General features: G+C 75.4%; 15 protein-coding genes, 1 tRNA gene and 1 pseudogene. 13 read left to right on the top strand and 4 right to left on the bottom strand.

Annotation, left to right across the window (positions count from 1 at the left end; translation table 11 throughout):
* The 9 genes and pseudogenes from ABZU53_RS26310 to ABZU53_RS26270 form a co-directional block, all read left to right on the top strand.
* Positions 1-146, top strand: a pseudogene (locus ABZU53_RS26310) (4Fe-4S ferredoxin); the annotation flags it as partial.
* Positions 143-1,264 carry an NrfD/PsrC family molybdoenzyme membrane anchor subunit gene (gene nrfD, locus ABZU53_RS26305; protein ID WP_355068111.1) on the top strand — a complete coding sequence of 374 codons (1,122 nt, stop codon included), beginning with the start codon at positions 143-145 and terminating at the stop codon, positions 1,262-1,264. The pseudogene ABZU53_RS26310 and the gene nrfD, both read left to right, overlap by 4 nt.
* Positions 1,265-1,298: 34 nt before the next feature.
* Positions 1,299-1,394 (top strand) — tRNA-Sec (locus ABZU53_RS26300).
* Between the two features lie 20 nt (positions 1,395-1,414).
* Positions 1,415-2,719: an L-seryl-tRNA(Sec) selenium transferase gene (gene selA, locus ABZU53_RS26295; protein ID WP_355068109.1), complete on the top strand. Its 1,305-nt coding sequence runs from the start codon at positions 1,415-1,417 to the stop codon at positions 2,717-2,719.
* A gap of 2 nt (positions 2,720-2,721) precedes the next feature.
* On the top strand, positions 2,722-4,476 hold the full coding sequence (gene selB / locus ABZU53_RS26290) for a selenocysteine-specific translation elongation factor (protein WP_355068107.1): 1,755 nt from the start codon (positions 2,722-2,724) through the stop codon (positions 4,474-4,476).
* Positions 4,477-4,535: 59 nt separating this feature from the next.
* Positions 4,536-5,288, top strand: a complete 753-nt coding sequence (locus tag ABZU53_RS26285; protein WP_355068105.1) for a hypothetical protein — start codon at positions 4,536-4,538, stop codon at positions 5,286-5,288.
* 39 nt (positions 5,289-5,327) lie between these two features.
* Positions 5,328-5,525 (top strand): hypothetical protein, encoded by a 198-nt coding sequence (locus tag ABZU53_RS26280; protein WP_088989536.1) that lies wholly within the window; start codon positions 5,328-5,330, stop codon positions 5,523-5,525.
* An 80-nt stretch (positions 5,526-5,605) separates the two neighbouring features.
* Complete coding sequence (locus tag ABZU53_RS26275) at positions 5,606-6,883, top strand: hemolysin family protein (RefSeq protein ID WP_355068103.1); 1,278 nt, start codon at positions 5,606-5,608, stop codon at positions 6,881-6,883.
* A gap of 73 nt (positions 6,884-6,956) precedes the next feature.
* The gene (locus ABZU53_RS26270) at positions 6,957-7,145 is read left to right on the top strand and encodes a hypothetical protein (protein WP_354862920.1); all 189 of its coding nucleotides are present in this window, start codon (positions 6,957-6,959) and stop codon (positions 7,143-7,145) included.
* 5 nt (positions 7,146-7,150) lie between these two features.
* Here the strand turns inward: ABZU53_RS26270 and ABZU53_RS26265 are convergent, their stop codons facing one another.
* Positions 7,151-7,801 (bottom strand): hypothetical protein, encoded by a 651-nt coding sequence (locus ABZU53_RS26265; protein WP_354862916.1) that lies wholly within the window; start codon positions 7,799-7,801, stop codon positions 7,151-7,153.
* A 133-nt stretch (positions 7,802-7,934) separates the two neighbouring features.
* On the opposite strand from ABZU53_RS26265, the gene ABZU53_RS26260 reads away from it, so the two are divergent.
* Entirely contained in the window at positions 7,935-8,141 is a 207-nt protein-coding gene (locus ABZU53_RS26260) for a hypothetical protein (RefSeq protein ID WP_354862918.1), read from the top strand.
* Here the strand turns inward: ABZU53_RS26260 and ABZU53_RS26255 are convergent.
* The 3 genes from ABZU53_RS26255 to ABZU53_RS26245 form a co-directional block, all read right to left on the bottom strand.
* Positions 8,138-8,614 (bottom strand): hypothetical protein, encoded by a 477-nt coding sequence (locus ABZU53_RS26255; protein WP_355068101.1) that lies wholly within the window; start codon positions 8,612-8,614, stop codon positions 8,138-8,140. The genes ABZU53_RS26260 and ABZU53_RS26255 overlap by 4 nt on opposite strands.
* Positions 8,611-8,823: a phosphatidylethanolamine-binding protein gene (locus ABZU53_RS26250; RefSeq protein WP_088948250.1), complete on the bottom strand. Its 213-nt coding sequence runs from the start codon at positions 8,821-8,823 to the stop codon at positions 8,611-8,613. Before ABZU53_RS26250 ends, ABZU53_RS26255 begins: the two co-directional genes overlap by 4 nt.
* Before the next feature lie 72 nt (positions 8,824-8,895).
* Entirely contained in the window at positions 8,896-9,777 is an 882-nt protein-coding gene (locus tag ABZU53_RS26245) for a universal stress protein (RefSeq protein ID WP_355068099.1), read from the bottom strand.
* Between the two features lie 115 nt (positions 9,778-9,892).
* On the opposite strand from ABZU53_RS26245, the gene ABZU53_RS26240 reads away from it, so the two are divergent.
* The 3 genes from ABZU53_RS26240 to ABZU53_RS26230 all read left to right on the top strand — a co-directional run bounded on the left by ABZU53_RS26240 (position 9,893) and on the right by ABZU53_RS26230 (position 12,414).
* A complete protein-coding gene (locus ABZU53_RS26240) occupies positions 9,893-10,639 on the top strand; it encodes an SAM-dependent methyltransferase (protein ID WP_355068097.1) in 747 nt (248 codons plus the stop codon).
* Between the two features lie 75 nt (positions 10,640-10,714).
* Positions 10,715-11,893 (top strand): PP2C family protein-serine/threonine phosphatase, encoded by a 1,179-nt coding sequence (locus ABZU53_RS26235; RefSeq protein WP_354855317.1) that lies wholly within the window; start codon positions 10,715-10,717, stop codon positions 11,891-11,893.
* Between the two features lie 56 nt (positions 11,894-11,949).
* A complete protein-coding gene (locus ABZU53_RS26230) occupies positions 11,950-12,414 on the top strand; it encodes a MarR family transcriptional regulator (RefSeq protein ID WP_354855316.1) in 465 nt (154 codons plus the stop codon).
* Positions 12,415-12,445 lie beyond the last annotated feature (31 nt).

Raw genomic sequence — 12,445 nt, 5'->3', positions numbered from 1 at the left:
TGGACGAGCCGGAGGTGTATGGGTTGCCGCCGGATCCGGTGGTGACGACGCGGGATCTGCCGGCGATGTGGAAACGCGCCGGCCTCGCCGCGCTGGCCATGACGGCGGCGACCGTCGCCGCGTTCGTCGTCGGAGGATCCTCGTGAGCACAGAGCGCCCCCGGGTGGGCGATCGGTTCCGCCGGTTCACCAACGCCCGCGACGAGATGGCCGCACGGCAGCCCGGTGGTGACTCGGTCGCACGGCAGCCCGGCGGCGACCCGGCCCGGCGGGCGGGCCGGCGGCGCGGCCGGGGCGGCGGCGAGGAGCTGCGGGTTCCGGAGGCCGAGTTCACGTCGTACTACGGGCGGCCCATCCTGAAGGCGCCGGTCTGGAAGTGGGACATCGCCGCGTACCTGTTCACCGGCGGGCTGGCCGCCGGCTCGTCGCTGCTCGCCGCGGGAGGGCAGCTCACCGGCCGGCCGGTGCTGCGCCGCGCCGGTCGGGTCACCGCGTTGGGCGCCGTCAGCGCCAGCGCCGTCTTCCTGATCCGGGACCTGGGCCGGCCGGAGCGGTTCCACCACATGCTGCGGGTGGCCAAACCAACTTCGCCGATGTCGGTGGGCACCTGGATCCTCACCGCGTTCGGGCCGGCCGCCGGGGTCGCCGCGATCGCCGAGGGCGCCGGCCTGCTGCCCCGCCGCGGGCTGCTCGGGTTGGCCGGGCGGGCACTGCCGCCGATCGGGCACGCCGCCGGGATCGTCGCCGCCGCCACCGCGCCGGCGCTGGCCACGTACACCGGGGTGCTGCTCGCCGACACGGCGGTGCCGTCGTGGCATGAGGCGTACCCCGAGTTGCCGGTCATCTTCGCGGGCAGCGCGCTGGCCAGCGGGGCCGGCGTGGGTCTGCTCGCCGCGTCACCGGCGCAGGCGGGGCCGGCCCGCCGGATGGCGGTGGCCGGCGCGGCCCTGGAGCTGTACGGCGCGCACCGGGTGGAGACCCGCCTGGGGTTGCTCAGCGAGCCCTACCGGTCGGGGCGGCCCGGTCGGCTGCTGCGCGCCGGTCGGCTGCTGACCGTCGCCGGGGTGGCCGGGGCGCTGCTCGGCCGGCGCAGCCGCGCGGCGGGCGCGTTGTCCGGGGTCGCGTTGCTGGGCGCGTCGGTGGCCACCCGGTTCGGCATCTTCTACGGTGGCGTCGCGTCGGCGCGCGACCCGCGCTACACGGTGGTGCCGCAACGCGAGCGGGTGAATGCTCGACGGACCGGGGTGGATCCGGCGGCTGACTGAGCGGCCGCTTGGGCGTTGTGATCGAATGTCCGACGGAGGCGTTCAGGCGGCTGGTGCCCCTCCCGGTCTTCAAAACCGGTGTGGTCCGGGACCCGGGCCAGGCGGGTTCGATTCCCGTCCGTCTCCGCCAACGGCGGCAGGAGTGACGTGATGCGCGACGGCAGCGTGGACCCGCGACGCCGGGTGCCCCGCACCGATACGCTGCTCGCCGATTCGCGGCTGGCCGAGGCCGTCGCGACCCTCGGCCGGGACCGGGTCAAGGCCGCCGTCGTCCAGGCGCAGGAGCGGGCCCGCCGCGGTGAGATCGAGCCCGACGAGGTCCCCGACGCCGTGGTCGCCGGGCTGCCCGCCCCGGGTCCGCGGACGGTGCTCAACGCCACCGGCGTCGTGCTGCACACCAATCTGGGTCGGGCGCCGCTGTCACCCGCCGCCGTCGCCGCGGTCGTGGCGGCCGCCGGCCACACCGACGTCGAGCTGGACCTGCGCACGGGGCGACGCGCGCGTCGTGGCCGGGACGCGATGGACGCGCTGGCCGCCGCCGTGCCGGACGCCGCCGCCGTACACGTGGTCAACAACGGCGCCGCCGCGCTGGTGCTGGCCGCCACCGCGCTGGCCGCCGGCCGGGAGATCGTCGTCAGCCGAGGCGAACTGGTCGAGATCGGCGACGGTTTCCGCCTGCCGGACCTGCTGGAGAGCACCGGCGCCAGCCTGCGCGAGGTGGGCACCACCAACCGCACCACGCTCGACGACTACGCCGCGGCCGTCGGACCGCAGACCGGCTTCGTGCTCAAGGTGCACCCGTCGAACTTCCAGATCACCGGCTTCACCTCGGCCACACCGGTACGCCAACTGGCCACGCTCGACGTGCCGGTGGTCGCCGACATCGGCTCCGGGCTGCTCGCGCCGGATCCACTGCTGCCCGACGAGCCGGACGCGGCCGGCACCCTGCGCGCCGGCGCGGCCCTGGTCACCGCGAGCGGCGACAAGCTGCTCGGCGGCCCCCAGGCCGGACTGCTGCTCGGCGACGCCGCGCTTGTCGAACGGCTACGCCGCCACCCGCTGGCCCGGGCGCTGCGCGTGGACAAGCTGACCCTGGCCGCGCTGGCCGTCACCCTGCACCGCCCGGACACGCCGACGCGGACCGCGCTGCACGCCGACCCGGCCGCTCTGCGCAGCCGGGTGGAGCTGCTGCGTGACCGGCTCGGCGCGGAGGGACGCAAGGCGGAGGTCGTCCCGGCGGTCGCCGTGGTCGGCGGCGGCGGCGCCCCCGGCGTCGAGCTGGACTCGTGGGCGCTGAGCCTGCCCGAGCGGTACGCCGTGCCGCTGCGCACCGGTGACCAGCCGGTGCTCGGCCGGGTGGTGCGGGGCCGGCTCCTGCTCGACCTGCGCTGTGTTCCCGTCGACGCCGACGAGGCGGTCCTGGCGGCCGTGCTGCGCGTCGGAGGGGACGACTGATCATGTTCGTCGTCGCCACCGCCGGGCACGTCGACCACGGCAAGTCGACCCTGGTCCGGGCGTTGACCGGGATGGAACCCGACCGATGGGCCGAGGAACGCCGCCGGGGCATGACCATCGACCTGGGTTTCGCCTGGACGACGCTGCCGTCCGGCGCCACCATCGCCTTCGTCGACGTGCCCGGGCACGAGCGGTTCGTGCCGAACATGCTCGCGGGGGTCGGGCCGGTGCCGGCCGCGTTGCTCGTGGTCGCCGCCGACGAGGGGTGGATGCCGCAGTCCGCCGAGCACCTGGCCGCGCTCGACGCGCTCGGCGTCGGGTACGGCCTGCTGGTGGTGACCCGCGCGGACCTGGCCGACCCCGCGCCGGCGGCGGAGCGAGCCCGCGCCGAGATCGGGGCGAGCAGCCTCGGCGCGGTGGAGACGGTGGCGGTCAGCGGGCTGACCGGTGCCGGCCTGCCGGAGCTGCGGGCCGCGCTGGAGCGGCTCACCGCCCGGCTGCCCGCCCCCACAGTGGACGCCCCGGTGCGCCTCTGGGTGGACCGCAGCTTCACCGTGCGGGGCAGTGGCACCGTCGTCACCGGCACGCTGGGCGCCGGCCGGTTGCGCGTCGGCGACGAGTTGGAGCTGGCCGGGGCCGACGAACTGGTTCGGGTTCGGGGCCTGCACTCCCTCGGTGAGGCCCGTCCGGAGGCGGCGGCCGTGGCCCGGGTGGCGGTCAACCTGCGCGGTACGCCCCGTGACCGGCTCGGCCGCGGCGACGCGCTGCTCACCCCGGGCCGGTTCCACCACACCGACGTCATCGACGTACGGCTCACCGGCGACCCGGCCGCCGACCTGCCCGCCACCCTCACCCTGCACGTGGGGTCGGCGGCGGTGCCGGTGCGGGTCCGGCCGCTCGGCGCGGACACCGTCCGGCTGCGGCTGGCCCGCCCGTTGCCGCTGCTGGTCGGCGACCGGGCGCTGCTGCGTGATCCCGGCCGACACCACGTGGCCGGCGGCGTACGGGTCCTCGACGTGGCGCCGCCACCGCTGTCGCGGCGAGGCGCGGCCGCCGCCCGCGCGACGGTCCTCGCCGACCTCGACGGTCGACCCGACCTGGCCGGTGAGCTGCGCCGCCGTCGGCTGGTGCGGGTCGGCGCGCTGCGCCGGATGGGTGTGCCGGTGCAGGCCACGCCGGTGGCCGGTGACTGGCTGGCCGACCCCGCGCACTGGCAGCGGCTCGGCGAGCAGCTCACCGAGGAGGTCGGCCGGTACGCCCGGGAGCACCCGTTGGAGCCGGGCATGCCGGTGGACGCGCTGCGTCAACGCCTCGCTCTGCCCGACCGGGCGCTGGTCGAGGCGCTGATCCGCCCGCCGCTGCGGGTCCACGGTGGGCGGATCGGCACGGCCGCCGTCGACACCCTGCCGGAGCCGGTGGCCCGAGCCGTGCAGCGGGTCCGCGCCGAATACGCCGACCGGCCGTTTCGCGCCCCCGAGGCGGACCGCCTCGTCGACCTGGGCCTGGGCCCCCGGGAGATCGGTGCGGCGGTACGCGCGGGCGCGCTGCTGCGGCTGGCCGACACGGTGGTGCTGCTGCCCGACGCCCTCGACGCGGCGGTCACCGTGCTGGCAGGGCTGCCGCAGCCGTTCACCCTGTCGGCGGCCCGGCAGGCGTTGGACACCACCCGCCGGGTGGCGGTGCCGCTGCTGGAGCTGCTGGACCGCCGCGGCGTCACCCGCCGCCTGCCCGACGACGCCCGGGTCGTCGTCACCTGAGCGCGCCACCGCGATGATCCGGGGCGGACAGGATTGCGGCGGGCTGCCAGGGTGAACAGATGGCCGAGCTGTCCCCGTCCCTGTCCCCGTCGCGGCCGTTCGCTGACCGGTGGCGTGGTGTCGTCTCGGTCGCGCTGCGCTGGGGGTTGCCGCTGCTGTGGGTGCTGTGGGCTCCGCTGGCATGGTGGGTGGCGCCGCGCGAGGCGACGGCGGGCCAGCTCGACCGGGATCTGGCGGCGGGCCGGGTGGTGAGCTTCCAACGGGCGTCGGGCTGGGCCGACGACGACGCGTACTGGGGCAGCCGGCCGCAGCCGCGGTACGACCCGCAGGGCGCGATGATCGCCTGGAGCGTGCCGAGTGGCCGGGTCCGGTACGCCTTCGTCGAGCCGCCCGACGCGCAGGCGGAGCCCGCCGGGCCGCAGTCGACGGAGCGGCCCGCCGGGTTGGACGCGAGACTGGCCGCGTCGGCGGACCTGTGGCAGAGCGCCGGCGCTGCCGCGCACCGGATCGCCGACGCCGCCGGGCTGCTCGCCGGCGCGGTGACCCTGCTGTGGCTGGTCCGGCTGGTCGGCGGCGCCCCGCCGCTGGTCGGCACCCGGTGGTTCTGGTACTGGATCGGGCTCCTGCCGTTCGGGGTGGGCGTGCTGGCCTGGTCGTACCGGGAGATGTGGCGGCCGCCGCCGCCGGTGCCGCCGCCCGTTCGCGCCTCGGGGTGGCGCGGCGTCGGTTGGCTGCTGCTCGCCGGGATCGGCATCGTCCTGCTGGTGTCCGCCGCGCGTGCCGTGCTCGGCGTCGCGGTGGTGCCGGGCTAACCGGCCCCTCGACCGTCGGCGGTCACCTACGGTGACGCCATGGACCCTTCGGCGGTCTGGCGGGACCGGCAGCACCAGTGGCGGATCGAGGCGTACCGCGCGCCGGATCTGCGGTTCGCCATCTACGCGACCAACGGCCCCACCGAGTCGGTGCCGCTCTGGCTGTTCGGCATGTCGGCGCTGGCCCGGTGGCTGATGACCCACTCCATCTCGCTGGACGACCTGGAGGTCGACTGAGCGCCCCGCCGGCCGGAAACGGGGCCCGGAGCCGGGCGCGCTGCGGTTAGGTGACCTCAGGCGGTCAACGGGGGTGGGCGGTGGGCGGTCAGCTGGGGCAGTTGGCGCTGGTGGCCGTGCTGGTGCTGGTCAACGCCGCGCTCTCCGGCAGCGAGATGGCGCTGGTGACGCTGCGGGAGGGGCAGCTGCGCCGGTTGGGTCGGCGGACCCGCGCCGGTGACCGGCTGGTCCGGCTCTCGCGGGACCCGAACCGCTATCTGGCCACCATCCAGCTCGGCATCACCCTGGCCGGGTTCCTCGCCTCGGCTGCCGCGGCGGTGTCGCTCGCCCAGCCGCTGGTCGGCCCGTTGGGCTTCCTCGGCGCGGCGGCCCGCCCGGCCTCGGTGCTGCTGGTGACCGTGGCGCTGACCTTCGTCACGTTGGTGCTGGGCGAGTTGGCGCCCAAGCGGCTGGCCATGCAGCGGACCGAGCGGTGGGCGTTGCTCAGCGCCGGGCCGCTGGACCTGCTCGCCCGGGTGTCCCGCCCGGCGGTGTGGCTGCTCAGTCGGGCCACCGACATGGTGGTCCGGCTGGCCGGCGGGGACCCCCGGGCCAGTCGGGAGGAGATGACCGAGGAGGAGTTGCGGGAGATGCTGGTCAGTCAGCGTGGCCTGTCGGCGCAGCAGCGGGAGATCCTGACCGGCGCGTTCGACATCGCCGGTCGGACGCTGCGGGAGATCCTGGTGGCCCGCCGGGAGGTGACCACGCTGCCGACCGACGTGGCCGCCGACGAGGGGGTACGCCTGCTGGCCGCCGCAGGCCGGTCCCGCGCCCCGGTGACCGGCCCCGGCGGTCTGGACGAGGTGGTCGGCGTGGTGCACATCCGCGATCTGGTGCGGGCCGGCACCGGGGTGGTGGGGGAGCGGGTCCGGTCGCCGTTGCTGCTCCCGGTGACCCTGCCGGTGGCCGACGCGTTGCGCCGGTTGCGCCAGGAACACCAGCAACTGGCCCTCGTCGTCGACGAGCACGGCGGCATCGACGGCATCGTCACGCTGGAGGACCTGCTGGCCGAGGTCGTCGGCGAGTTGTACGACGAGACCGACCGCGACGTGCGCGGCGTGGCCCGGGAGCCGGACGGGGCGCTGCTGGTGCCCGGTGACTTCCCCCTGCACGACCTGCCCGATCTGGGGGTGCGACTGAGCTTCCCGCTGTCGGGGGAGTACACGACGGTGGCCGGGCTGGTGCTGGCCCGGTTGGGTCACCTGCCGGGTGAGCCGGGCGAGACGGTGCGGTTGCCCGGGTTGACCATCGAGGTGGTGGAGGTCGCCGACCGGGCGGTGCGGCGGGTGCGGCTGCGCGGGTTCGTCGCCGAGCGCTGAGCGCGTCGCCCAGAAGAGGGACAACGCGCGCGAAACACCCCCTAGCGGATGCTCCTCGCCTACCGTGCGGTACGTGAAGGACCGAGGGTTGCGTACGTTCGTCACCGTGCTCGCCGGTCTCGCGGTGATCTACTTCGGCAGCGCGGGCCGCAGCCCCGAGGAGGGCCGTGGCATCTCCGGCGGGGTCATCGTCCTGGCGCTGCTCGCCGCGCTCGGCGTGTGGCACCTGACCCGACCCCAGGGAGACAAGCCGGTCAAGTGAGCGCCTCACCCGGCGGCGACACGGGTGACCTCGCCCGCGGACTCCTCGCCGAGCGCCACCCGGACCAGCGCCGAGGCGAGCCGGCCGAAATCCGGTTCGGCGACCAGCCCGGCCAGCCGGTCCGGTGAGCCCGGCAGGCCCAGCCGCTTCGCGCCGGCGAGGGCCCGACGGTCGGCGTACGGGCGCAGGTCGGACCAGACCGTCTGGGCCTCGCGCAGGTAGATGTCCGCGCCGGTGGGCCCGATGCCGGGGAACTCGGTGAGCCGTCGGCGCAGCCCGGCCGGGTCGCCCTGGGCGTCCCGGTGCAGGCGCCGCAGGTCGCCGTGCCAGCGGTCCAGACACAGCCGGGCGCCAGTGCCGAGCATGGTGGCGGTGCGCTCGTCGTAGCGGCGGTAGTGACCGCGGCCCAGCGCGTCGACCCGCTGCTGCCAGCTCGCCGCCTCCATCGCCTGCGGCGTGCGGTAGCCGGCCGCGAACAGCTCCCGCGCGGCGTCGACCGCCACGCACGCCCGGATCCGGGTGCTCAGCAGGGTGGCCAGCACCAGCAGCTGGTACAGCGGACCGGGGCGGTCGGCGAGCCGGATACCGGCCTCCTCGGCGTACGTGTGGCTGCGCCGGTCCAATAGGACCCGCACCACCGCTCGATCGTCACCCACACCGGGTGGGTACCCACCCTGGGCGCGGCTAGCCCTGCGGGCGCGGGGCGGGACCGGAATGCCGCCCGGCCGGACGGGTATGCCGCCGGTGGAGGCGGTCGATGCCGCCTGCCGTACCCGGAGGGAGACACTCGTGGTCAACCCGCAGCAGGAGGAGTTCCGGCGCAACGCCAAGGGAGCGACGAGTCAGGACAGCAAGGGGCCCCAGCCGACCGGGCATCCGCTCAACCGCGGCACGTCGCGCGGAGACGCCGGTCGGCCGGTGCCCAAGGGCCAGGTGTCGCCGTACGGCCCGGCGGGTGAGCCGGTCGCCGAGGACGACAGCGACGCCCGCGCCTAACGACCGTGACCGGACGGCCGCCGCAACCTGTTCCAGGTGGCGGCGGCCGTCAGTCCGTATGCCAGGTGCGGGATGATGTCGGAGATCCAGTCGGAGCGCCGCCAGGTGCGCGGATCGCTGATCCCCAGCGCGGTGATGGACCCGTCGGTCATCGCCATGACGCCGGCGCCGAGCACGCCGGTGGCCATCGGCAGTGGCTGGCGCCGACCACCGGCGTAGAGCGCGAACGCCACGCCGGCGGCGATGCCCAGCCCGTAGCCGATCAGGGGCCCGAGCCCCGAGCGGCGGTTCGCCGCCCGGGGCCCCGATCCCAGATCCACGTGCGCGATGCCGGCCAGCCGGTCGACTGTCTGCTCCGGGGTGCCGCTCGCCGGCCGTGCCCGCAGCGCCATGTCCAGGTAGCTGACCACGTTCAGCGCGGTGCTGCCGACGGCGCCCGCGATGGCGCCGTCGGCCACGTCGACCCCCCTCACTTCGGGTCGCCTGGTTCACGCTCGCTCTTGGGGCCGTAGGTGCGCTCGCCGCGTACGACGCCCCGTTGGCCGCGATCCTCCTGCAGGATCCGGTTCGCGACCTGGTTGGCCTTGCCGTCGGGCACCCGGCGTCCGGAGTCGTCGATCGCGTTGCGCAACCGCGCCCGCTGCTTGTCGTACGCGTTGCTGCCCGGCCGTGGTCCTGGCATCTGCTGCCTCCTTCGTCGCCGTTGGCGTACCGCGGCCGTCTACCCGTCTGGCGGGGGGCCAACCCCAGGGTGTCAGCGGGGGCCGCGGACCACGGCGACCGGGCAGCGGGCGTGGTGCAGCACCGACTGACTCACCGACCCCAGCAGCAAGCCGGTCACCTCGCCGCGCCCCTGCCCCCCGACGACCAACAGTTGGGCCGAACGGGACGCCTCGGCGAGCACCGCGCCGGCGCGGCCGTGCGCCGCCCGCCAGGTCAGCCGCAGCCCCGGGTGGCGGTCGGTCAGCCCGTCCAGCCAGCCGGTGAGCATCCGCTCCTGCTCGGCGTGCAACTGCGCCTCGTCGTACACCAGGGGTTGCATGTCACCGGGGCCGCTGCTGCCGGGGTGCCGGTAGGCGTGCACCGCGCGCAGCGGCACGCCGCGCGCCACCGCGGTCTCGGCGGCGAAGTCGGCGGCGAGCCGGGACGCCGCCGAGCCGTCCATCGCCACCAGCACCGGCTCGTCGGGGCGTTGGTCGCCGCGGGCGACGAGCACCGGGCAGTCGGCGTACGCGCAGACCTGCACCGCCACCGAGCCGACGACAAGCGCGGAGAAGCCGCCCAGCCCCCGGTCGCCGAGCACGATGAGCGCGGCGGTGGGGGACTCACCCACCAGCACCGCGGACGCCTCGCCGTCGATGATCTCGCCGGAGACCGTCAGCCCGGGCGCGGTCGCCTCGGCCTCGGCCACCGCGGCGGCGACCAGCTCCTCGGCCCGCTGGCGCAGTCCGGCGCCGGGCGGCGCGTCGGGAGCGGGGGAGACCGGCACGTGCAGCACCGGCCAGATGAACCCGTGCACCACCCGCAGCGGCCGGTGCCGGCGGACGGCCTCGGCGGCGGCCAGGCGCACCGCGCGCAGGGACGGCTCCGAGCCGTCCACGCCGACCACCACCGCCGCGCTGTCCGCCGAGTTCACCCGTCTCACCTCCCGCCGAGCCAGTATCGCGGGCGCGGCGGCGCGACGGAGCGATACCGCCGGTCGGGCCCGGGTCGGTACGCTGGCGGCGACCGGACGGGGAGGAGCGTCGTCGATGGATGAACCGGACGAGCCGAGCACCGCTCGCATGATCGACTTCTGGCTCGGCGGGAAACACCACTTCGACGTCGACGTGGCCGCGGCGACCGCCTTCGAGCAGGCGTACGGGCCGTGCGCGCCGGTCTTCCGGGAGTTGCGGGCGTTCCTGCGCCGGGCGGTGCGGGCGATGGTCGAGCAGGGCGTGGACGGGTTCCTGGTGTTCGGCGCGGGGGTGCCCACGATGGGCAACGTGCACGAGGTCGCCGCCGAGGCCACCGTGCTCTACACCGACGTCGACCCGGTCACCATCCGGCTGGGGCAGCGGATCCTCGCTGACAGCGACCGGGCGGGCTACGGCTACGGCGACGCCACCGACATCGGCACGATCGACCCGGCCCAGCTGCATCGATTCGTACCCGGGTGGGGGCGGCGGCCGGTGGGGGTGGTCTTCCTCGGGCTCGCCGCGTTCCTCGACGACGCCACGCTCACGCGCACCCTCGACGAGCTGTTCGCCGCCGCGGCGCCGGGCAGCCTGCTGGCCGTGGACTTCGACACCGAGGAGCTGGCCGCTCACCCGCAGGCGCTGGCGATGATGGGTCCGGAATTCCGGATGCGTCCCCCGGCGGCCTTCGCCCCACTGCTGGGCCGGTGGACGCCGACGTCGGACGGGATCGTCCCGGTCCACCGGTGGCGGCCCGCCGGCCCGCCCGCCGATGTGCCGGACGCCTTTCACGGCGTACTGGCGACACGGGACGCCGACTGACCCGCGACGACCGGCTGCCCGGTGGCGTCCGTATGATGCTTGCCCTGTAGCAAGTTTCTGGAGGGACGACCAACCATGGTGGACGCGCCGGACGGGGTGTCGCGCGCGCTGCGCGAGGCCGCGCCCGACCAGTTGGCGGAAGCGGCGGACCGGGCGATCCGGTCGGCGTTGGGCGCGTTACGCACCGACGTGTTCGTCGCCGACTACCGGATCAGCGGGCTCTGGCCGGTGCTGGATCCGGACCTGCCGGCGGCCGGAGCCCTGGCCCAGCACACCGTGGCGCAGCGCTGCTTCTCCAGCCAGCAGCCGGTGCGCGACGGGCTGGACGACGGAGTCTGCCGGCTCTACCTGCCCCTGACGGTCTGGGGGGAGCGGCTGGGTGTGCTGCTCATCGAACTGCCGACCGTCCCGGGCCCGGCGATGACCGGCCGCGCCACCGACATCGCCGGCGACCTGGCGGTGGCGATGCGGGCCGCGGACCGGGAGACCGACCGTTATCGGCGGGCCCGTCGCCGGGAGCGGCTCAGCATGGCCGCCGAGATGCAGTGGGACCTGCTGCCCGGTCGTAGCGTGGCGCACCGCGCCTTTCACCTGGCCGGGCAGTTGGAACCGGCGTACACCGTCGGTGGCGACCACTTCGACTGGTCGCTGGACGGTGACCGGCTGACCCTGACGGTGCTCAACGGCGAGGGCACGGGCCTGGCCGCGTCGCTGCTGACGGCGGTCACCGTGAACGCGATGCGCAACGCCCGCCGCTCCGGCGGTGGCCTGGTGGAGCAGGCGGAGCTGGCCTCGGACACGGTCTACTACCAGCACCGTGGCCGTCGGTACGTGGCCACGCTGCTGCTCGAGCTGGACATCCGCACCGGGCGGGTGCGGGCGGTCGACGCCGGTTCGCCGCACCTGCTGCGGATGCGTGGCGCGACGGTCGAGCCGGTGGAGCTGGAGCAGCAACTGCCGCTGGGCATGTTCGCCGAGACCCGCTACGAGCTGCAGGAGTTCCAGCTCGCGCCGGGTGACCGTGTCTTCGTCGTCAGCGACGGCGTGTGGGCGGCCGAGCCGGCGGGGCGGGAGCCGTACGGGCAGCGGATGATGGCCCGATCCCTGCGGGCCACACGGTTGCAGCCGGCGACCGAGGCGGTTGGTACGGTGATGCGCGAACTACACGCCTATCACGCGGATTCCGATTTGCGCGACGACGCCGTCGTCGTCTGCCTCGACTGGCATGGTCCGCGTGAGCGGGACGGCGGATGAGGGTTGCCGCCGCCGCGCCGGGCGGGCACCAGCGTGACGACGGCAGGGGACATCGGGTGGAGCGACCTGCGGATCTCGCCTCGGCGATCGACGCGGCCGCCGAGACGCTGATCGCCGTGCTCGACTCGGCGGCGTCGCGGCATCAGGTGCCACCGACCCAGCTGCGGGTGCTGATGCTGATCAGCGGCCGACGGGAGACCAACGTCAACGGTCTCGCGGAGCTGCTGGACGTGGTGCCCTCCTCGGCCAGCCGCCTCTGCGACCGGCTGGAGGCGACCGGTCTGTTGCGCCGGGTGGCCGACCCGCGCGACCGGCGGGAGGTGCGGTTGGTGCCGACCGCCGCCGCCCTGACCCTGCTGCGGGAGCTGGCGGAGCGGCGCCAGCGCGCGGTGCAGGCCGTGTTGGACCGGATGCCGCCCCGGATGCAGCACGATCTGTTGCTGTCGTTGCTCGCCTTCGGTCGGGCGGCCACGCAGACGGTGCCGGAGCAGCAGACCGATCAAGCGGTCCAGACGGCCTGAACCGCCGTCCCCCTTCCACTAGTATCCTAGG

The sequence above is a fragment of the Micromonospora sp. NPDC005194 genome (genome assembly GCF_040608335.1).
GTDB lineage: Bacteria > Actinomycetota > Actinomycetes > Mycobacteriales > Micromonosporaceae > Micromonospora.
The sequence above is the reverse complement of the archived record's forward strand: the minus strand, read 5'-3'. Positions and strand labels throughout refer to the sequence as shown.

Excerpts from the sequence above, each read along its gene's own strand:
- ABZU53_RS26235 (WP_354855317.1), top strand. The coding sequence starts at position 10,715 with ATGGTGGACGCGCCGGACGGGGTGTCGCGCGCGCTGCGCGAGGCCGCG.
- ABZU53_RS26240 (WP_355068097.1), top strand. The coding sequence starts at position 9,893 with ATGGATGAACCGGACGAGCCGAGCACCGCTCGCATGATCGACTTCTGG.
- ABZU53_RS26285 (WP_355068105.1), top strand. The coding sequence starts at position 4,536 with ATGGCCGAGCTGTCCCCGTCCCTGTCCCCGTCGCGGCCGTTCGCTGAC.
- selA (WP_355068109.1), top strand. The coding sequence starts at position 1,415 with ATGCGCGACGGCAGCGTGGACCCGCGACGCCGGGTGCCCCGCACCGAT.
- ABZU53_RS26250 (WP_088948250.1), bottom strand. The coding sequence starts at position 8,823 with ATGCCAGGACCACGGCCGGGCAGCAACGCGTACGACAAGCAGCGGGCG.
- selB (WP_355068107.1), top strand. The coding sequence starts at position 2,722 with ATGTTCGTCGTCGCCACCGCCGGGCACGTCGACCACGGCAAGTCGACC.
- ABZU53_RS26280 (WP_088989536.1), top strand. The coding sequence starts at position 5,328 with ATGGACCCTTCGGCGGTCTGGCGGGACCGGCAGCACCAGTGGCGGATC.